Below are 19564 nucleotides of genomic sequence, written 5' to 3'. Positions count from 1 at the left end.
TTTGCCCGTGATCCATCGCCTCCCTCAACGCCCGAAAGCGTCGGAACGATGCGCGATCGCTGCCGCTGGCGTTGAGCCCGTGTCCCGGCACTGCTAGGCCCGGCCCCATCATGGCCAAATCCGCCGCTGCCCCCAAGCCCGCCGTCCCGCCCAGCCGCCGCCTGAGCAACCTCAAAATGGTCTGGCGCTTCACGCTGCGCTATCCGGCGCATCTGGCGGCGGCCGCGCTGTCGCTGCTCGTCGCGGCCAGCGCGACCTTGTTCATCCCGCGCACCTTCCAGAAGGTGATCGATCACGGCTTTGGCCGAATGACCGATACAGGCAATATCGCGCCCTATTTTCAGGGGCTGCTGGCGGTCGTCCTGGTGCTGGCGGTGGCGACCGCGTTCCGATTCTATTTCGTGTCCTGGCTGGGCGAGCGGACGGTCGCGGATATCCGTGTCGCGGTGCAGGCCAATCTGCTTCGACTGGCGCCGCGTTATTTCGAGGAGAACCGCCCGTCCGAAATCGCCAGCCGCCTGACCGCCGATACCGCGATCATCGAGCAGGTGGTCGGCTCGACCGTGTCGATCGCGTTGCGCAACACGGTGATTGGAATCGGCGGCACCATCTATCTCTTCGCCTTGTCGCCCAAGCTGACCCTGTCGCTGCTGGTCTGCATCCCCCTGATTGTCCTGCCCATCGTACTGCTCGGCAAGAAGGTGCGCAGCTATTCGCGCGACAGCCAGGACCGGCTGGCCGATATCGGCGCGACGGCGGTCGAGACACTGGGCGCGATGAAGGTCGTACAGGCCTTCGGGCAGGAACGGCGCGAGGCCGAACGGTTCGAGCTGGCGGTCAGCAACGGCTTTGCGACCTCGCGCAAGCGGTTCCTGCTGCGCGCGGTGATGACGGCGATGGTCATCGGCCTGTTCTTCGGCGGTCTCACGCTGCTGCTGTGGGAAGCCGTCGCCGATGTCGCCAGCGGGCGACTGTCGGGCGGGTCGCTGACCGCGTTCGTGGTGACGGGGATGCTGGTTGCGGGCGCGTTCCAGGCTTTGACCGAGGTGTGGGGGGATATCCTGCGCGCCTCGGGCGCGGCGCAACGGCTGGCCGAGTTGCTCGCCGAAGAGCCCGAGATTGCGCCACCCCCCGCCCCGGCCGTGCTGCCGGTCATTCCGATGGGCGCGCTGCGCTTCGATCATGTCGTGTTCCACTATCCGACCCGCCCCGAAGTGGCGGCGCTGAACGACTTCTCGCTCGACATCCGCCCCGGTGAGACGGTGGCGGTGGTCGGCCCGTCGGGAGCGGGCAAGTCGACGCTGTTCCAGCTGGCCGAGCGTTTCTATGACCCTCAGAGCGGGACGATCTCGCTCGACGGCGTGTCGCTTCGGGATGCCGACCCGGCCGCGATCCGCGCGCGCATCGCGATGGTGCCGCAGGAGACGGTGATCTTCGGTGCCTCGGCGCGCGACAATCTACGCTATGGTCGGTGGGACGCAAGCGACGACGAACTCTGGGCGGCCGCCGAAGCCGCCAATGCCGCCGAGTTCCTGCGCGCCCTGCCGCAGGGGCTCGACACTTTCCTGGGCGAGGGCGGCGCGCGGCTGTCGGGCGGCCAGCGCCAGCGGATCACCATTGCCCGCGCGCTGCTGCGCGATGCGCCGATCCTGCTGCTCGACGAAGCGACCAGCGCGCTGGATGCCGAGAGCGAGCAGTTGGTCCAGCAGGCGCTGGAACGGCTGATGGCGAACCGCACGACGCTGGTCATTGCTCACCGGCTGGCGACGGTACGCGCCGCCGAGCGGATCGTGGTGATGGACGGCGGGCGGATCGTCGAGCAAGGGCGGCACGCCGATCTGATCGCGGGCGGCGGGCTATATGCGCGATTGGCGAGCCTGCAATTTCACGAGTGATATAGCCGGTTTAGTACCATTTTTGAGCGCTAGCTCCCCCCTGCCCTCCGACTTCGTTCAGGCTGACCGGCGGTTTGGAGTAAGCCGTCATCTCGCTAAGGTATCAAGCCAAGCCACTGAAACACCGCCCATGATCGCGCTTGCAGCCCATTCCCTGCTCCCCTAGGCTCCTACAATACCATTTCAATACCGGAGGTTGAGGATGACGCGGGCGGCGAACAGATGGACGGGTGCGGCCTTGGCGGCGATCGCATTTACGGCGCTTGCTCCGGCGGCTCAGGCAAGACCCGCCACCCTTCCCGCGATCTTCCCCGCCCCCGCCACGATGACGCTGGGCGACGGCACGCTGACGCTGGGCCGCTCGGTCACGCTGATCGTCGCGCCCGGCACCGAGCCAGAAACCGCCACGCTGGTCCGCGACCTGCTGAGCCAGGCTGGTGTCACCGACATCGTCACGGCCAGGCGTCTGCCCGCCGCGCTGGACGGCCCGACCATCGTGATCGGCCCGGACAGCGCGGCGCTGGTGCGCGAGGCCCTGTCGCGCAGCAAGGCCAGCCCCGACGATGCGCCCGAGGGCTATACGCTGGCCACGCACGCCTCCGGTCAGGGGGGGCTCATCACAGTGGCAGGGCATGACGCGGACGGGCTGTTCCACGCCGCCCAGACCCTCCGCCAGTTGCTGACCCGCCAGACCATTCCCGCGCTGACCATCCGCGATCATCCCGCCATGCCGATCCGCGGCACGATCGAGGGTTTCTACGGCAAGCCGTGGTCGATGACCGACCGGACCAAGCATCTGGACTTCCTCGGCCAGATGAAGGCCAACACCTATGTCTACAGCCCCAAAGACGATCCCTTCGCGCGTGATAAGTGGCGCGAGCCCTATCCTGCCGCGACGCTGGCGGGACTGGGCACGTTGGCTGCACGGGCCAAGGCTAATCATGTGAACTTCGTCTATGCTATCTCGCCGGGGCCGAGCATCTGCTTCTCCGACCCGGCGGACGAGCAGGCGCTGCTGCGCAAATTCGCGGCGTTGCGCGGGATCGGGGTGCACAGCTTCTATGTCGCGCTCGACGACATCGAATATCAGAAATGGAATTGCGAGGCCGACAAGGCCGCGTTCGGTCCGTCGGGCGCGCAAGCGGCGGGCGTCGCCCAGTCCAAGCTGCTGAACGCCGTACAGGCCGACCTGCTGAAACAGGATCCCGCCTCACGCCCGCTGATCATGGTGCCGACCGAATATTATGATGCCAAGGAAAGTCCTTACAAGGCGGCGCTGCGGGCGAACCTGAACCCGCGCATCGTCGTTCAGTGGACCGGCACCGACGTCGTGCCGCCCGCCATCTCCGTCCCCGATGCGAAGGCCGCGACCAAGGCGTTCGGGCGCAAGACGCTGCTCTGGGACAATTATCCGGTCAACGACTATGCCAGCTCGGCGGGGCGGCTGCTGCTGGCCCCTTACGCCAAGCGCGAGGCCGGGCTGTCGACCGAGCTGACCGGCATCCTGTCCAACCCCATGAACCAGGAAGCGCCCAGCCGCGTCGCGGTGACGGGCGTGCTGGCATTCGGGTGGAACGACAAGGGCTATGATGCCCAGCGCACCTGGCATTATGCCGCGCGCGATCTGGCGGGCGGCGACACGCGCGCGACGGCTGCGCTGCTGCAATTGTTCGACACCCAGCATCTTGCCCCCACCTTTGGCAGCCAGCCCTGGCAGGAACAGGCGCCAAGACTGAAGGCGCTGCTCGACCATGTGCGTGAGGCGCTGGCGGACGGCGACGAGCGCGAACGCCGTGCCGCATTGGCCGAGCTCCACGCCAAGGCCGATGCGCTGGCCGATGCGCCCGACACGATCCGCGCGGGCGTGGTCGATCCGGCTTTTGCCGAGCAGGCCGCACCCTGGCTGGAGGCGATGCAGCTTTGGGGTCGCGCGCTGCAACAGACCGCCGCCGGGCTGGAGGCAGCGGACAAGGGCAATGCGGCGGCGACCCGCTATTTCGCCGATGCCAAGCGGATCGCCGCTCAGGCCGCCGCCGTGCAGAGCATCAAGGGCGCGGTGCGCTTCGACGGGCCGATCAAGATCGCCGATGGCGTGCTCGACACCTTCATCGCGGACGCGCCCGGCCTGATTGCGGTTACGGCGAAACCGTAACCGTCCGGCTGGCGCGGCGGCCATCGGGGGTGCGGGTGCGAAGCTCGACCGCCCCCGTCACCGCGACCGGGCCGTCATAACGGCGCCATGCGGTGCCCTTGGTGCGATACTCGATCGGGGTGGCCGGAAACTCGCTATTGGCCTCCAGCTTGCCGTTCGCGATCCGTGCGCCCGGCGGAGCGAGGCGATAGGTCACGCCCGCCCGGTCGAGCATCCGCATCTGCACGCCCATCCGGCCCGCGAAATCCCGCCAGCCGGTCAGCAGCCTGGCCCGGTCCACGCGCGGATCCTTGGGATCATAGCTGGCCCCCGCCACATAGGCGGGCTCCCATTCCGGTTTGCTCCAGCCACGTTCGGCCAGCGCCAGCAGGCGCGGGAACAGCATATAGTCGACCTGACTGTCGCGGCGCACGGTCTCGCTCCAGAGTTGTGCCTGCACCCCGGCGATCGCGCGGCCGGGCTGGAGCGGCACGCTGTCCGCAATGGTCTTGGGCTGCGCCAGAATGTTGGGGATCAGCGCGGCATTGACGGGCAGATTGCCCGGCATGAAGCCGAACACCTGAAAACTGTCGACCCCGCGCGAAGCCCAGTCATAGCCCGTCTCGTTCGGATCGGCGGCATAGGGCATGTCGAAATAGCCAAGGTCGGGGATCGACAGCACCGTCTTCCACCCGCGATTGGCCTGACCATGCGCCTCGGCGACGCCGCCCGCGTGCAGATTGCTCCAGATATTGGTCTGCACCTTGGCAGGCATTTTTGCGGGGTCGGTACGACCCAGGCCATCGCTCCACCCCGCGACCGCGATACCGCGCTTGGCGAGATCGGCGGAAATCCGCTCGATGAAATAGGCGCCGAGCTGCTTCGGTTGCAGCCCGGTCCTGCCCATCATCACCTTGCAGGCGGGCGAATTGGCCCATGCCCCCGCCGTCTCGTCCGCGCCGATATGATAGGTGGTCAGCGGCACCCCCGCCGCCCGGTGCAACCGGGCGATGTCGTCGATCACCGTGTCGATGAAGCGATAAGTGCTGTCGATACAGACGTTCAGCGTATTGTCGTCATAATGCTGGACGCTGGAATAGCGGGTGGTGTCGTCCGGCTCGACCAATCGGAAACGCTCCGCCTCCGCGCGGTCGCCCTTGGCCATCAGCCGCTGGTAACGCACCTCCATCGACCGGATCGCCGCACGTGAATGGCCCGGCATGTCGAAGGACGGGATGACCGCGATCTGGCGGGCGGCCGCCGCACGCAGGATTTCGGAATAGTCGGTGGCGGTCAGATAGCCATTGGTCGGCGCATCCCTCGCAGGATCGGCGCCGAGTTGCGGCGACAAACAGGTCTTCTCGCTCAGGTCGGCGCAGCGATAGGCCCCGACCTCGGTCAATTCGGGGAGCGCGGCGATCTGCAGCCGCCAGCCTTCGTCATCGCCGAGATGCAGGTGCAGCGTGTTGAGCTTGTACGCCGCCATCTGCTCGATCAGCTTCAGGATTTCGGCCTTGCTGTGAAAGTTGCGCGCCAGATCGATGTGCAGCCCGCGAAAGCCGTAGCGCGGCGCGTCCTCGACCATGAGCGGGCGGAGCGTCGTTCCCTCAGCCGCCATCTGCTGGGCCAGCGAGCGTAGGGCATAGGATGCCCCCGCCGCATCCGCCGCCGCTACGGTCACGCCGCCCTGTCCGATGGTCAGGCGATAACCCTCGGGCAGGATTCCTGCCTGTTTGCGGATGGTGAGCGGCACCGTTCCCATGGGCAATCCGGCCAGCGCAGGCGCGATGGCGGCGCGCGTGAAGCCTTGCGTGGTGACGCGCAGCCCCTTCGACAGATCCACCGGCGCACCGGAAGGTCGCGTGACCTTCGTCGGCTTGGGCAGGATCGCGACATCGACCGGCGTGGCCGCGCCACGCTCGGCATAAAGCGCAAAGGCGCGCTCGGGCGTCCGCCACACCGTCTGATCTTCGGGCGCGCCGCGGGCGAGTGCCGCTTCGTCGGTCATGGGCGCGACGAAGGGCAAGGTTTCCAGCCCCGTCTCCGGGTCCGTCCCGGTCCGGGTCGCGGCTATGATGCGCGGCGCAAGGCCCTGGGCCGCCAGCATCGCATTGGGCATCATGTGGTTGCGCGAGAAGAATGCGCCCAGGCCGGTCAGCTTCACATGATAGGTCTGGCCCGCCTTCAACTGCTGGCCGGGCTTCAGCGTCAGGACGTTCAGGTCGCCGTTGATCGTGCGATTGTCGAACGTATCGCTGTCGATCTTCAGCACCGGGTTGACCAAGCTATAGCGGATTTCGACCGGAAGGCTGGGCGCGTCGGCGGGCACGGCGATGGCAATGTCCGCCTCGAAACAGCGCGGGATGCCGGTGGGGCAGGATACCGGCTGGTTGGTCAGGATGGTGTAGCGATAGCCGAGCGTGGCCGCCAACCGGTCCAGGTCGGCCTGCGCCGCCGGGGCCGCCGCAAGGATCGCGGCCGAAGCCCATAGAGTCATCATGTCCGCCCGTCCCGCCAAGCTATACTGGTATTACATTGGATCATGACGTTTCCATTCCTCCCCTGCAAGGGGAGGGGGACCATGCGTAGCATGATGGAGGGGGACTTCGACAACGCGAGTCATTTGCGGCGATCCCCCTCCACCAGCCTGCGGCTGGTCCCCCTCCCCGTGCCGGGGAGGATTGAAGGGGTGACGCCGCCCGCCCTACCCCCTATCTCAACGCCATGAAAAAACCCCAGCCGGGTCTGCCGACCCGTGAGCAAATCCTCGCCTTCATCGAACAGTCGGACCAGCCCGCTGGCAAGCGCGAGATCGCGCGGGCCTTTGGCCTGTCGGCGCAGGAGAAGATCGGGCTGAAGGCGCTGCTCAAGGACATGGCCGATGAAGGGCTGATCGACAGCGCGCCCGGCCGCGCCTTTCACAAGATGGGCGGGCTGCCCAAGGTGACGGTGCTGCGCGTCGTGGATGTCGATGACGGCGGCAATGTCTGGGGCCAGCCCGAACGCTGGGAAGCGGACGGCATCCCCATTCCCCGGTTGCGCATCCGCGAGCGCAAGCGCGGCAGCCTTGGCATCGGCCAGCGGGTGCTGGCGCGTACCGAGGAAGCCGGTGGCGGCTGGATCGCGCACGTCATGAAGACCATCGCGCCCGCCTCCGAACAGGTGCTGGGCGTGCTGCGCGAGGAAGCGGGGCGTTTCTGGCTGACCAGCGTCGACAAGAAGGACCGGCGCGAGATGATGGTGTCGGACACCGGCGGCGCGGAAGCGGGCGACCTGGTGCTGGCCGAGAAGGCGGGCCGGCCGCCACGCATCACCGCGCGGGTGGTCGAGCGGCTGGGCGATCCCTTCGCCCCGCGCAGCTTCTCGCTGATCGCGATCCACAAGTTCGAAATTCCCGACCGCTTCCAGCCCGAGACGCTGGAAGAAGCCGAGCGCGTCGCGCGCCAGCCTTTGGGCGACGACCGCGAGGATCTGCGCGATCTGCCCATCGTCGCGATCGATCCGGTCGATGCGCGCGACCATGACGACGCGGTCTGGGCGGCGCCCGACGATGACCCCGCCAATCCCGAAGGCTGGCGCGCCATCGTCGCGATCGCCGATGTCAGCTTCTATGTTCGCCCCGGCTCGGCGATCGACAAGGATGCGCGGCGGCGGGGCAATTCGGTCTATTTCCCCGATCGGGTCGTGCCGATGCTGCCTGAAATCCTGTCGGCGGACGTCTGTTCGCTGAAGGAGGGTGAAGACCGCGCCGCGCTCGCCTGTCATCTCCAGGTGACGAAGGACGGCAAGCTCAAGGGCTTCCGCTTCACCCGCGCGGTCGTGCGGCTGGCGGCGAATATCGCTTACGAGGATGCGCAGGCCGCGATCGACGGCGAATTGTCGCATCCGCTGACCGAGACGGCATTGCGCCCGCTCTGGGACTGCTGGGCCGCGCTAGCCAAGGCGCGCGACGATCGCCAGCCGCTCGACCTCGACCTGCCCGAGCGGCGGGTCGTGCTCGACCAGAATGGCCGCATCCTGTCGGTCGCGCCGCGCGCGCGGCTGGATGCGCACCGGCTGATCGAGGATTACATGATCGCCGCCAATGTCGCCGCCGCCAAGGCGCTGGAGGCGAAGAAGGCCCCGGTCATGTACCGCGTCCATGAAGTGCCCAGCCGCACCAAGCTGGTCGCGTTGAAGGAGTATCTCGAAACCTTCGACATTCCCTTCGCGATGGGACAGGTGATCCGCCCGGCGACCTTCAACCGGATCATCGACAAGATCGGCGACGCGGATTTCAAGCCGCAGGTGATGGAGCAGATCCTGCGTTCGCAGACGCAAGCCTATTATGCGCCGGTCAATCAGGGGCATTTCGGCCTGTCTCTCGGCTCCTATGCGCATTTCACTTCGCCGATCCGGCGCTATGCCGACCTCGTCGTCCACCGCGCGCTGGTCGGCGCGTACAAGCTGGGCGATGGTGGATTGCTGCCCGAGGGTGACGAGATGGAACGGCTGGGCACCGCGATCAGCCAATATGAGCGCCGCGCGATGGAGGCGGAGCGCGAGACGATCGACCGCTATGTCGCGGCCTATCTGTCCGAGCATGTCGGACAGGTGGTCGAGACGCGGATCACCGGTGTGACGAATTTCGGCTTCTTCGCGACGGTTGACGGCGTGGGCGGTGACGGACTGATGCCGATCCGCGATCTGGGCGGTGACTATTTCCACTATGACGAGGGCTCGCAGCAGCTGTTCGGCGAGAAGACACGCGAAATCTACAAGCTCGGCCAGCGCCTGCCGCTGCGTTTGGCCGAGGCGAACCCGGTATCGGGGGCGCTGCGCTTCGAGCTGCCCGACGGCAAGGGCGCCAAGCCCGAGCCGCGACGCGAGCTGAAACGACGCGGCCGCCCCGCGAATATCCGCCACAACGGCAAGCGGCGCTAATCCTCCCCGGCTCGGGGAGGTGGACCAGCGAAGCTGGTGGAGGGGGATCGCCACATAGGCCGCCCTTTGAGGAAGCCCCCCTCCACCACCGCTTCGCGGCGGTCCCCCTCCCCGTATCGGGGAGGATTGGATCGCTCCCCTGCCCCATGCGTACCCTTACCCAAAGGAGACACACATGGGTAATATGGTGGACGGCGTCTGGCACGCCGACGGTCTGTTCAAGTCGGATGAAAAGGGCAGCTTCAAGCGCCCCGATTCCGGTTTTCGCGACTGGGTGACGGCGGATGGCGGCCCCGGCCCCGATGGCCAGACCGGCCACCGCGCCGAGCCGGGGCGCTATCACCTCTATGTCTCCTATGCCTGCCCCTGGGCGCATCGCACGATGATCGTCCGGGCGCTGAAAGGGCTGGAGTCGATGATCGGCCTGTCGGTGGTCGATCCGCTGATGCGTGAAAATGGCTGGACCTTCGCGACCGAACGGGGCGGCACGGGCGATCCGCTCCATGGATCGGAATATCTGTGGCAGCTCTATGGTCGGGCGCGCGCCGGCTATAGCGGCAAGGTCACGGTCCCGGTCCTGTGGGACAAGGAACGCGAGACGATCGTCAGCAACGAATCAGCCGAGATCATCCGCATGTTGGGTACCGCGTTCGACGGGCTGGGTGCGCGGGCGGGGGACTATTACCCCGCCGACCTTCGTGCCGAGATCGATGCGGTCAACGCCCCCGTCTATGACCGGGTGAACAACGGCGTCTACAAATGCGGCTTTGCCAAGACGCAAAAGGCCTATGACGAAGCGTTCGGCCCGTTATTCGTCGAACTGGACCGGCTGGAGGAGCGGCTGACGGGTCGGGAATGGCTGGTCGGGGACCGGATGACCGAGGCGGACATTCGGCTGTTCACCACACTTGTCCGCTTCGACGCGGTCTATCACGGGCACTTCAAATGCAATGTCCGGCGGGTGCAGGACTATCCGGCCCTGGAAGACTTGCTGGAGCGGATGCTGGCGATCCCCGCGATCGCGGAGACGGTGCATCTCGATCACATCAAGACGCATTATTATGCCAGCCATCTGGAGCTGAATCCGGCCGGGATCGTGCCCGCGGGGCCGCATCTGCCTTGGGCGGGGTTGGTACGCCGTTAAGTCCACTCTTCTTCTCCCCTCCCGCAGGCGGGAGGGGCCGGGGGAGGGAAACGCCGCAGGCGATGGTCTCGGTGAGACCCCAGGGGGGGGGGCCCCCCCCCCCCCCCCCCCCCCCCCCGCGGGGGGGGGGGGGGGGGGGGCGGCGCCGCCCCCCCCCCCCCCCCCCCCGCGGGGGGGGGGGGGGCCGCCCCCCCCCCCCCCCCACGCCGCAGGCGATGGTCTCGGTGAGACCCCATGCCCTCCCCCCAACCCCCTCCCGCCTGCGGGAGGGGGAGTGATTTAGTACGCCCGGCCGATCAGCACGCGTTCCACCGCTTCACGGCCGGTGAAGATGCAGGGGCCATCGTCGCAGCCCGTCTGGCCCATCGGCGCGTTACGGATGGTCAGCTTCAGGGCCTTCAGCTTTTCGACCACCTGCTCCAGTTCGGCACCCGTGGGCTTGGCCCAGCGGACATCGACCCAGCCGGGGTTCTTCTGCCCATCCGCGAAATGCGCCTCGACGCCCGCCCAGTCGTCCACCGGCGCGATCTGCGCCTTCAGCCGCTCGGCCGACTGGCGGTGGAGTTCGCCCTGGATATCGACGAGCAGATCCGCAACGCCGCTCATGAAATCGCCACGCGGCTGTACGGCCGAATCGAGCTTGCCGTCTTCGCGGTACAGCCGGTCGCGGCGGATCACGGAAACGTTGCCGCCCGCCATGTCGCGGCCGCCGACCTCGATGACCACCGGCGCGCCCTTCTTGACCCAGCCCCAGCGCTTGTTGGCGGCCTTTTGCGCGCGCGCGTCGACCATCGCACGGATCGGTTCGCCCAGCGCCGACTGGCCGACCAGTTCCTTTTGCAGGTCGCGGCAATAGGCGAGCAGCGCCTCGTCCTCGGGCTGGTCGCGCAGCATCGGCACGATCACCACCTGCCACGGCGCGACCTTGGGCGGCACACGCATCCCGTCATCGTCGCCGTGCACCATGATCATCGCGCCGATCGTGCGGGTGGTCATGCCCCAGCTCGTCGTTTGCGCATAATCCAGCCCGCCTTCGGCATTCTGGAAGCGGATATTCTGGGCGCGCGCGAAATTATCGCCCAGGAAATGGCTGGTCGCGGTCTGGAGCGCCTTGCCGTCCTGCATCATCGCTTCGATCGAATAGGTCGAGACCGCGCCGGGGAAACGCTCATTCTCGGGCTTCTCGCCCGCGATGACATGGACGGCCAGGCAATCCTCGGCGAAGCTGCGATAGACCTCCAGCATCTGGAGCGTCTCGGCGCGCGCCTCGTCCACCGTGGCATGGGCGGTATGCCCCTCCTGCCACAGGAATTCTGCGGTGCGCAGGAACATGCGGGTGCGCATTTCCCAGCGGACGACGTTCGCCCATTGGTTGATGAGCACCGGCAGGTCCCGCCACGACTGGACCCAGCGGGCAAAGGCGGTGCCGATCACCGTCTCGGACGTCGGGCGCACGACCAGAGGCTCTTCCAGCTTCGCCTCGGGATCGGGGACCAGTCCGCCCTTGCCATCGGCGATCAGCCGGTGGTGGGTGACGACCGCCATTTCCTTGGCGAAGCCGTCGACATGCTCGGCCTCCTTCTCGAAATAGGAAAGCGGGATGAAGAGCGGGAAATAGCAATTCTCGTGGCCGGTCGCCTTGATGCGATCGTCGAGCAGCCGCTGGATACGCTCCCAGATGCCATAGCCCCAGGGGCGGATGACCATGCAGCCGCGGACGCCCGATTCCTCGGCCAGATCGCCTTCGGCGATGACGGACTGATACCAAGCGGAGAAATCCGCGTCGCGGGTGACGGACAGAGCGTGCTTCATGCCCGCCCGATAGCGGCAAAGACCCGTCTTCGCCAAGAGGGCGGCGCTTGCGGCCTTTCGCTGCGGCGTTCGACCGGCTAGGAGCGGCCCAATGTCCGATGACCGCGTGCTGAAAGGCATCGGCCTGCGCCTAATCGCCATCTTCTTCCTGTCGACCATGTCGGCCTTCGTGAAGCTGGCCGAGTCGCGCGGGGCGACCTTGTCCGAAACCATGTTCTTTCGGCAGCTTTGCGCGCTGCCGGTCGTGCTCGCTTTCGTCATGGCGGGGCCGGGGCTGGCATCGCTGCGCACCACCCGGCTGAAGGGGCACGCCAAGCGGGCGATGGTCGGGCTGGTCGGCATGGTCTTCACCTTCGGCGCGGTCATGCTGCTGCCATTGGCCGAGGCGACGACGTTCCAGTTCACCGTGCCGATCTTCGCCACCTTGCTCGGCGCGCTGGTGCTGGGCGAGCGGACGGGTATCCAGCGGTGGAGCGCGGTACTGGTCGGCTTTGTCGGCGTGCTGATCGTGGTGCGGCCGGGGGCGAACGACATGTCGCTGTTCGGCGCGTTCGTGGGGCTGATGGCGGCGATGTTCGTCGCGATCGTCGCGATCGTCCTGCGCCAGTTGCGCGATGAACCGGCGACCACGACCGTCTTCTACTTCACCATCCTGACCCTGCCCTTCATCGCCGTGCCTTACGCCTTTCACCTCAAGGCGCATGATCCGCTGACCTGGGTGGCGCTCGTGTCGATCGGGCTGGCGGGCGGTCTGGGACAGCTGGCGCTGACCGGTGCGTCGCGGCTGGCGCCGGTCGCGGCGGTAGTGCCCATGGACTATTCGGGTCTGATCTGGGCGACCGTCTATGGCTGGCTGATCTTCGGCGTGCTGCCGACCGCAGGGACGTGGCTGGGCGCGCCGGTCATCATCGCCAGCGGATTGTTCATCGTCTGGCGCGAGCAGAGATTGGGCAAGCAGCAGACGAGTTCGGCGGCGGCGGAGGATTGAACTTATTCCTCCCCGGTACGGGGCGGGGGACCATGCGCAGCATGGTGGAGGGGGCGTGCGGCAAGGGACGTCCCATGCGGAAGCGCCCCTCCGTCAGGCCCCCGGCCTGCCACCTCCCCGCGCCGGGGAGGATTTTCAGCGCACCTCCCACCGCGTCGGCGCATTCTCCTGCCAACCGGCCCGGTGAAGCAGCGGTGTGTCGTCGTCCCACTCCGCATGACCAAGGCAGACATACGCCGTGAAGGCCCAGTCTTCCGGCACCGCGAAGATCCGCTCCATGGCGGCAGGGTCCAGGATCGACACCATCCCCATCCCCAGATTGGCCGCGCGCGCCGCCAGCCATAGCGTATGGATCGCCATCGTCGTGGATTGGCGCAGTGTATCGGGCATGGTGCGGCGGCCCAAGCCATGGCCCTCCGCCGGATCGATATGGGTGAAGACCGCCAATTGCACTGGCGCGGCATCCAGCCCGGCGAGCTTCAGCGCGCGATAGGCCACCGCCTGTTCGTCAGCATAATCCGCCGCCGCCGCTTCGTCGCATTTCTGGAAATTGGCGCGGACTGCGGCGCGGAGGGCCGCGTCCTCGACCCGGATCACACGCCAGGGCCGCGCATTGCCGACTGATGGGGCCAACGCCATCGCTTCGGCCAGCCTGGTCAGGACCGCTTCATCCACGGGGTCGCACCGGAAGTGCCGGACATCCCGCCGCCAGCGCAGGATGGTCTCCAGCGTCGCGGCCTGAGTTTCGTCAAAGCGCATTCCCTTCCCCTTCGGGTCCGGAACATCCTGCTCGGTTCGCGCGTCGGGGGGGCGATTTCTGGACGGCATTCGTCCGTTTACCGCGCTCTGATGTCGTCCCCCGCGCCATCCATTAGCAACGGCGCGGGGGAACGATCGATCAGGCCGCCTTGTCCTTCCACACCAGCACGGGCTTGCGCGCGGCCAGCGTTTCGTCGAGGCGCGCGCGCGGCGCGAAGTGCGGCGCGGTCTTGAGCGACGGGTCGCCCGCCTTGGCGCGCTCCGCCACCGAGCGCAGCGCACCGATGAACTGATCGAGCGCCGCCTTCGACTCGGTCTCGGTCGGCTCGACCAGCATCGCGCCGTGAACGACCAGCGGGAAATACATGGTCATCGGGTGGAAGCCCTCGTCGATCAGCGCCTTGGCGACGTCGATCGTCGAGAAGCCCTCGGCCAGATTCTCGTCCGAGAAGATGGCTTCGTGCATGCACGGCCCGCTCTTGGCGAAGGGCGCGTCGAGCGTGTTCTCCAACGAACGCAGGACATAGTTGGCGTTGAGCACCGCGTCCTCGGCGACCTGGCGCAGGCCGTCGGCGCCGTGGCTGAGGATATAGGTCAGCGCGCGGGTGAACATGCCCATCTGGCCGTGGAAGGCGACCATGCGGCCGAAGCTGTCGGCGTGATGGTCGTCGGCATTTTCTTCCTCGACCAAGCGGAAGCCTTCGCCCGTCTTCTCGACGAACGGCAGGGGTGCGAACGGGGTCAGCGCCTCAGAGAACACCACCGGCCCCGAACCCGGCCCGCCGCCGCCATGCGGGGTCGAGAAGGTCTTGTGCAGGTTGATGTGCATCGCATCGACGCCCAGATCGCCCGGACGCACGCGACCGACGATGGCGTTGAAATTCGCGCCGTCGCAATAGACATAGCCGCCAGCCGCATGGACCGCGTCGGAAATGTCCTTCAGGTCGCGCTCGAACAGGCCGCAGGTGTTCGGGTTGGTGATCATCACGCCCGCCACGTCCGGCCCCAGCCGCGCCTTCAGCGCCGCCGTGTCGACACGGCCATCGGCGGTCGCGGGAATGTCCTCGACCGAGAAGCCCGCGAACGCCGCCGTCGCCGGATTGGTGCCGTGCGCCGACTCCGGCACCAGGATCACCTTGCGATGGCCCTCGCCGCGCTTCTCCAGCGCCGCCTTGATCGCCAGGATGCCGCACAGCTCGCCATGCGCGCCCGCCTTGGGGCTCATCGCGACCGAGGTCATGCCGGTCAGCGTGACCAGCCAGTGCGCCAGCTGGTGAATGACCTCCAGCGCACCCTGCACCGTGTCGACGGGCTGGAGCGGGTGAACGTCGCTGAAGCCGCCCAGCCGCGCCATCTTCTCGTTCAGGCGCGGATTGTGCTTCATCGTGCACGAGCCGAGCGGGAAGAGACCCAGGTCGATCGCGTAATTCTGACGCGACAGACGGGTGTAATGGCGTACCGTCTCCGGCTCCGACAGGCCCGGCAGGCCGATCGGATCCTTGCGGGTCAGGTTGCCGAGACGCGAACCCGAAACATCGCCATCCGCAAAGTCGACGCCGGTTGTCTCGCTGTCGCCGATCTCGAAGATCAGTTTTTCTTCCAGCATCAGCGCGCGGTTGCCGGTAAAGGTCGCCTGCACGTCGCCAGTGTTCGCTTCAGGGCTCGTGGGCTTCCAGCCGCTCTGGTTGATCGTCATGCCAGCACCTCCTCAAGCGCTTGGGCAAGCGTCTCGATATCCTCCGCTGTCACCGTCTCGGTGACTGCTACAACCAGTCCGTTCGCAAGCGCGTCTTCACCCGGATAGAGCCGGCCGAGCGACACGCCCGCAAGCACGCCGCGCTCGGCGAGCGTCCGCACGATCGGCCGCGCCTCGCGGCCCAGATCGAGCGTGAACTCGTTGAAGAACACGTCGTTGACCAGCTTCACGCCCGGCACCTTGGCCAGGCGATCTGCCGCGCGGCAGGCATTGGCATGGTTGATCCCCGCCATGCGGCGCAGACCCGCCTCGCCCAGCAGCGTCATGTGGATCGAGAAGGCGAGCGCGCACAGCCCCGAATTGGTGCAGATGTTCGACGTCGCCTTTTCGCGGCGGATATGCTGCTCGCGGGTCGACAGCGTCAGCACGAAGCCGCGCTTGCCGTCCGCGTCCACCGTCTCACCACAGAAGCGGCCGGGCATCTGGCGGATATACTTATCCTTGCAGCCCATCAGGCCGACATAGGGTCCGCCGAACTGAAGCCCGACGCCCAGCGACTGGCCCTCGCCGACGACGATGTCGGCATCCATCTCGCCCGGCGAACGGATCGCGCCCAGCGCGACCGGCTCGGTCACGACCGCGATCAGCAGCGCCTTCTTGGCGTGGCACGCCTCGGCCAGCGGGGTCAGGTCGGCGATGCGGCCGAGAATGTCGGGGTATTGGACGACGACACAGGACGTGTCGCCGTCGATCGCCGCGATCATCTGGTCGATGTCGGTCTCGGCGGTCAGGACGGGCGTGCCGGTTTCCAGCGTGTCGCCGGTGTACTTCGCCATGGTCTTGGCGACCGAGACATAATGCGGGTGCAGGCCCGACGAGAGGATCGCCTTGGACTTCTTGGTGATGCGCCGGGCCATGCCGATCGCTTCCCAGCAGGCGGTCGAGCCGTCATACATGGAGGCGTTGGCGACATCGGTGCCGAGCAGACGCGCGACCTGCGTCTGGAACTCGAACAGCATCTGCAGCGTGCCCTGCGCGATTTCCGGCTGATAGGGCGTATAGGCGGTCAGGAACTCGCCGCGCTGGATCAGGTGATCGACGCTGGCGGGAACATGATGGCGATAGGCGCCGCAGCCCAGGAAGAAGGGCACGTCGCCCGCGACCATGTTCTTGCGGGCGAGCGCGGTCATGTGCCGCTCGACCGCCAGCTCGGAGGCGTGATTGGGCAGACCCGCGATGGGGCCGGACAGGCGGGCGGATTCGGGCACGTCGACGAACAGGTCGTCGACCGATCCGGCACCGATGACCGAGAGCATCTCGGCCCGATCGGAAGAGGTAAGGGGAAGGTAGCGCATGCGTTCCATTTCTCCGCCCCTCACCCCGAAAACCTCGCGGATCGAGGGGTCATCGCCCGCTCCCTTCTTCTCCCCTCCCGCAGGCGGGAGGGGTCGGGGGAGGGCAGTCGGCTTCAACAAGCCTGATGGTCGGGGGAGAGCGAGCCCCCTCCCCCAGCCCCTCCCGCCTGCGGGAGGGGAGCAAGAAGGTTAGAGCTTCGCGACGAACGCGGCGTAGGCGGTTTCGTCCATCAGGCCGTCCAGCTCCGAGGCGTCGGACAGGGTGATCTTGAAGAACCAGCCCTCGCCCTCCGGATCGGTGTTGACCAGGCCCGGCTCGTCGGACAGCTGGGCATTGCCCTCGACCACGGTGCCCGAGACGGGCGCATACACGTCCGACGCGGCCTTGACCGACTCGACCACGGCGGCCTCGTCGCCCTTGGACAGCGCGCGGCCCTCCTCGGGGACGTCGACGAACACGATGTCGCCCAGCGCGCCCTGCGCGTAATCGGAAATGCCGACCGTGGCGACATCACCGTCGACGTCGATCCACTCATGATCTTCGGTGAAATAGCGGCTCATGGTCACTTGGCTCCTGAACGAACGTAACGATGGGGGACGAAGGGCATCGCCGTGACGGTGGCGTCATGGGTCTTGCCGCGCTGAAGCAGTTTGAGGACCGTGCCGGGCGTCGCCAGCTCGGTAGGGACATAGGCCATGGCGATCGGCGCGCCCATCGAGGGGGCAAAGCCACCGCTGGTCACACGCCCGATGACCGAACCGTCCTCGGCGACCACCGATGCGCCTTCGCGCACCGGCTGGCGACCCGCGACGGTCAAGCCAACACGCTTGACGGCAGGACCGTTCTCACGCTCGGCGAGGATGCGCTCGGCGCCCAGGAAGTCCGCCGCCTCCCGGCGCTTCTTGGCGAGCGCGAAGCCCAGATCGGCCATGACCGGCGTGGTCTCGGGGTCGAGGTCATGGCCATAGAGCGGAAGCCCCGCCTCCAGGCGCAGCGAGTCGCGCGCGCCCAAGCCGATCGGCTTTACCTCGGCCTGCTCGCAGAGCAGGTCAGCGAAGGCAGCCGCGTGTTCGGCCGGAATCGAAATTTCGTAACCGTCCTCGCCGGTATAGCCCGAGCGGCTGATCCACAGCGGCACGTCGTTCCAAGAGAAGTCGGCGGCGGTCATGAACACCAAAGCCTCGACGCCCGGCACGATCCGCGACAGCGCATCGACCGCCTTCGGCCCCTGGAGCGCCAGCAGCGCCTGCTCGTCGAGCAGGTTCAGCGTCGCATCGTCGGGGATGAAATCGAGCAGATAGGCGATGTCGTCATATTTGGTCGCGCCGTTGACGACCATGTACAGTTCTTCCGCGCCATCCAATGTGCGCTTCGTCACCATCAGGTCGTCGAGGATGCCGCCCTCTTCGTTGAGCAGCAGCGAATAGCGGTTCTTTCGATCACCAAGGCCGGCGATGTCGCCCGGCAGGACCTTTTCCAGCGCGGCGATGACGGGCGCCAGACCATTGTCGCCGGTAAAGACCACCTGGCCCATATGGCTGACGTCGAACAGCCCGGCCGACTCGCGGGTCCAGAGATGCTCGGCCATGATGCCTTCATACTGGACGGGCATTTCATAGCCGGCGAAAGGGACCATCCGCCCGCCGCGCGCACGATGCCATGCGTCCAGCGGCAGCGTCTGGATGATGTCCTGACCCTCGGGGGCGTCTTCTACATTCAGGTCGGTTGCGTCACTCACGGGGCCGGTCTCCGTCAAAGGGTGTCGGCTAGGGACGAGGCTGTCCTTACCCGATCCGATCCCCCTCTGTCACGGAACCTGAGAGCTTTCGCCGGGTTTTCCGGCTTACCCCTTCGGTGGCACCGCGCGGGATGAACCGCCGATGCGCTTTCCAGAGTGTCGATGGCGATCGCGCGGTCCCATTTGCCTGAGAGATTCCGGGGCGGTTGCTCCTTCGGCGGCCGGGTTTTGCCGGTCTGAAAGACCCACCCGACGCTCTCCCGCGCGCGCCTATGCCGGATATGTCCGGCATCGACGCGGTGGCCTCTGCCGGGCGGGTGATGGCAAGTCAATCGGGAACGGTGACGGCGCGATCAATCTTGTGGATTGTCCGGCAATATTCCTACCCTGCAAGGGGACGAATAAGAAGTTACCGAGTCGCGTTGTACCGCAGTTGTGCGTCGGTCAGCTGGAATCCGACCAGCGCCTCGAAACTGGCGCTCGCCACCGCCTGCCGGACCTCGGGCTGGGTCAGCGGATCGACCGCCGCATCCTCATCCCCGGCCTTGCGACGACGGGTCAGCTTCTCGCGGACATCGTCGGGCAGGGTCGCGGCCGCCCGCGAGATGGTCGTGGAAGCCTCGCCCGCCACCTGGCCGCGCGCCTGGCCCGCATCGAAATGCACGTTCACGCGGCCGACCCGCTTGGCAACGACATTGGTGCCGCCGCGCACGATCGCGACATAATAAGGCAGTATGAGGTCGCGCGCCGCCGCCGTATCGGTCCGCCGCGCCTCGACGGTAAAGCCGACCGTCGTCACGATGTCCGCGCCTGCATCGGCGCAGTTGCCGCGGACATTGGTCATGTTGGCGACCACGTCGATCGACTTCTCATCAGTCGCACCCGGCGTCTTGAACAGGGTGATGTCGCCGGTACCCGCCGCGACGCCGACGACCGGACAGGCCGAGCGGACGGCGGTGATGCCGCCCGAGGCGTCGATCTCGCCGGTGCGGGCACAGCCGCCCAGAGCAAGCGCAAGGGCGACGGGGACGAGAATCGGTGCTTTCACAGGTCGGGACGCCTATCTAGGGTATGACGGTTTGGTCGCCAGCATAGGAACCGGGTTGGACGCGCGCAAGCAAT

13 protein-coding genes and 1 riboswitch are annotated in these 19564 nt (G+C 66.9%); of the genes, 5 read left to right on the top strand and 8 right to left on the bottom strand.

What is annotated here, in order from left to right:
- Window positions 1-110: 110 nt before the first annotated feature.
- Together GGR45_RS03725 and GGR45_RS03720 are read left to right on the top strand one after the other, a co-directional pair.
- Window positions 111-1895, top strand: coding sequence for an ABC transporter transmembrane domain-containing protein (locus GGR45_RS03725; RefSeq protein ID WP_175312814.1), 1785 nt, complete (start codon window positions 111-113; stop codon window positions 1893-1895).
- A gap of 238 nt (window positions 1896-2133) precedes the next feature.
- Window positions 2134-4047, top strand: coding sequence for a glycoside hydrolase family 84 protein (locus tag GGR45_RS03720; RefSeq protein WP_246358035.1), 1914 nt, complete (start codon window positions 2134-2136; stop codon window positions 4045-4047).
- On the opposite strand, the gene GGR45_RS03715 is transcribed toward GGR45_RS03720, so the two are convergent.
- Window positions 4031-6526, bottom strand: a complete 2496-nt coding sequence (locus GGR45_RS03715) for a family 20 glycosylhydrolase (protein WP_175312812.1) — start codon at window positions 6524-6526, stop codon at window positions 4031-4033. The genes GGR45_RS03720 and GGR45_RS03715 overlap by 17 nt on opposite strands.
- A 224-nt stretch (window positions 6527-6750) precedes the next feature.
- Here GGR45_RS03715 and rnr point away from each other — a divergent pair, with 224 nt between their 5' ends.
- Both rnr and GGR45_RS03705 read left to right on the top strand, forming a co-directional pair.
- Entirely contained in the window at window positions 6751-8949 is a 2199-nt protein-coding gene (rnr, locus tag GGR45_RS03710) for a ribonuclease R (RefSeq protein ID WP_175312811.1), read from the top strand.
- A 175-nt stretch (window positions 8950-9124) separates the two neighbouring features.
- A complete protein-coding gene (locus GGR45_RS03705; RefSeq protein WP_175312810.1) occupies window positions 9125-10093 on the top strand; it encodes a glutathione S-transferase family protein in 969 nt (322 codons plus the stop codon).
- 279 nt (window positions 10094-10372) lie between these two features.
- On the opposite strand, the gene proS is transcribed toward GGR45_RS03705, so the two are convergent.
- On the bottom strand, window positions 10373-11905 hold the full coding sequence (gene proS / locus GGR45_RS03700; protein ID WP_175312809.1) for a proline--tRNA ligase: 1533 nt from the start codon (window positions 11903-11905) through the stop codon (window positions 10373-10375).
- A gap of 91 nt (window positions 11906-11996) precedes the next feature.
- Between proS and GGR45_RS03695 the strand changes: the two genes are divergently transcribed.
- A complete protein-coding gene (locus GGR45_RS03695; protein ID WP_175312808.1) occupies window positions 11997-12893 on the top strand; it encodes a DMT family transporter in 897 nt (298 codons plus the stop codon).
- 135 nt (window positions 12894-13028) lie between these two features.
- On the opposite strand, the gene bluB is transcribed toward GGR45_RS03695, so the two are convergent.
- The 6 genes from bluB to GGR45_RS03665 form a co-directional block, all read right to left on the bottom strand.
- Window positions 13029-13652, bottom strand: a complete 624-nt coding sequence (bluB, locus tag GGR45_RS03690) for a 5,6-dimethylbenzimidazole synthase (RefSeq protein ID WP_175312807.1) — start codon at window positions 13650-13652, stop codon at window positions 13029-13031.
- A gap of 139 nt (window positions 13653-13791) precedes the next feature.
- Window positions 13792-15348, bottom strand: coding sequence for an aminomethyl-transferring glycine dehydrogenase subunit GcvPB (gcvPB, locus tag GGR45_RS03685; protein WP_175312806.1), 1557 nt, complete (start codon window positions 15346-15348; stop codon window positions 13792-13794).
- Window positions 15345-16703, bottom strand: a complete 1359-nt coding sequence (gene gcvPA, locus GGR45_RS03680) for an aminomethyl-transferring glycine dehydrogenase subunit GcvPA (RefSeq protein WP_175312805.1) — start codon at window positions 16701-16703, stop codon at window positions 15345-15347. The genes gcvPB and gcvPA overlap by 4 nt, the downstream gene beginning before the upstream one ends.
- Window positions 16704-16892: 189 nt before the next feature.
- Window positions 16893-17264, bottom strand: a complete 372-nt coding sequence (gcvH, locus tag GGR45_RS03675) for a glycine cleavage system protein GcvH (RefSeq protein WP_175312804.1) — start codon at window positions 17262-17264, stop codon at window positions 16893-16895.
- 2 nt (window positions 17265-17266) lie between these two features.
- Window positions 17267-18442: a glycine cleavage system aminomethyltransferase GcvT gene (gcvT, locus tag GGR45_RS03670; RefSeq protein WP_175312803.1), complete on the bottom strand. Its 1176-nt coding sequence runs from the start codon at window positions 18440-18442 to the stop codon at window positions 17267-17269.
- A gap of 164 nt (window positions 18443-18606) precedes the next feature.
- Window positions 18607-18715, bottom strand: a riboswitch (glycine riboswitch).
- Between the two features lie 136 nt (window positions 18716-18851).
- Window positions 18852-19490, bottom strand: coding sequence for a hypothetical protein (locus GGR45_RS03665; protein WP_285138870.1), 639 nt, complete (start codon window positions 19488-19490; stop codon window positions 18852-18854).
- Window positions 19491-19564 lie beyond the last annotated feature (74 nt).

Origin of the sequence: Sphingomonas zeae (assembly GCF_014197135.1) — a bacterium.
GTDB lineage: Bacteria > Pseudomonadota > Alphaproteobacteria > Sphingomonadales > Sphingomonadaceae > Sphingomonas > Sphingomonas zeae.
Note: the sequence above shows the minus strand (reverse complement) of the source record. Positions and strands in the feature narration are given on the sequence as shown.

Excerpts from the sequence above, each read along its gene's own strand:
- GGR45_RS03695 (WP_175312808.1), top strand. The coding sequence starts at position 11,997 with ATGTCCGATGACCGCGTGCTGAAAGGCATCGGCCTGCGCCTAATCGCC.
- rnr (WP_175312811.1), top strand. The coding sequence starts at position 6,751 with ATGAAAAAACCCCAGCCGGGTCTGCCGACCCGTGAGCAAATCCTCGCC.
- gcvH (WP_175312804.1), bottom strand. The coding sequence starts at position 17,264 with ATGAGCCGCTATTTCACCGAAGATCATGAGTGGATCGACGTCGACGGT.
- GGR45_RS03705 (WP_175312810.1), top strand. The coding sequence starts at position 9,125 with ATGGGTAATATGGTGGACGGCGTCTGGCACGCCGACGGTCTGTTCAAG.
- gcvPA (WP_175312805.1), bottom strand. The coding sequence starts at position 16,703 with ATGCGCTACCTTCCCCTTACCTCTTCCGATCGGGCCGAGATGCTCTCG.
- gcvPB (WP_175312806.1), bottom strand. The coding sequence starts at position 15,348 with ATGACGATCAACCAGAGCGGCTGGAAGCCCACGAGCCCTGAAGCGAAC.
- proS (WP_175312809.1), bottom strand. The coding sequence starts at position 11,905 with ATGAAGCACGCTCTGTCCGTCACCCGCGACGCGGATTTCTCCGCTTGG.
- GGR45_RS03715 (WP_175312812.1), bottom strand. The coding sequence starts at position 6,526 with ATGATGACTCTATGGGCTTCGGCCGCGATCCTTGCGGCGGCCCCGGCG.
- bluB (WP_175312807.1), bottom strand. The coding sequence starts at position 13,652 with ATGCGCTTTGACGAAACTCAGGCCGCGACGCTGGAGACCATCCTGCGC.
- GGR45_RS03725 (WP_175312814.1), top strand. The coding sequence starts at position 111 with ATGGCCAAATCCGCCGCTGCCCCCAAGCCCGCCGTCCCGCCCAGCCGC.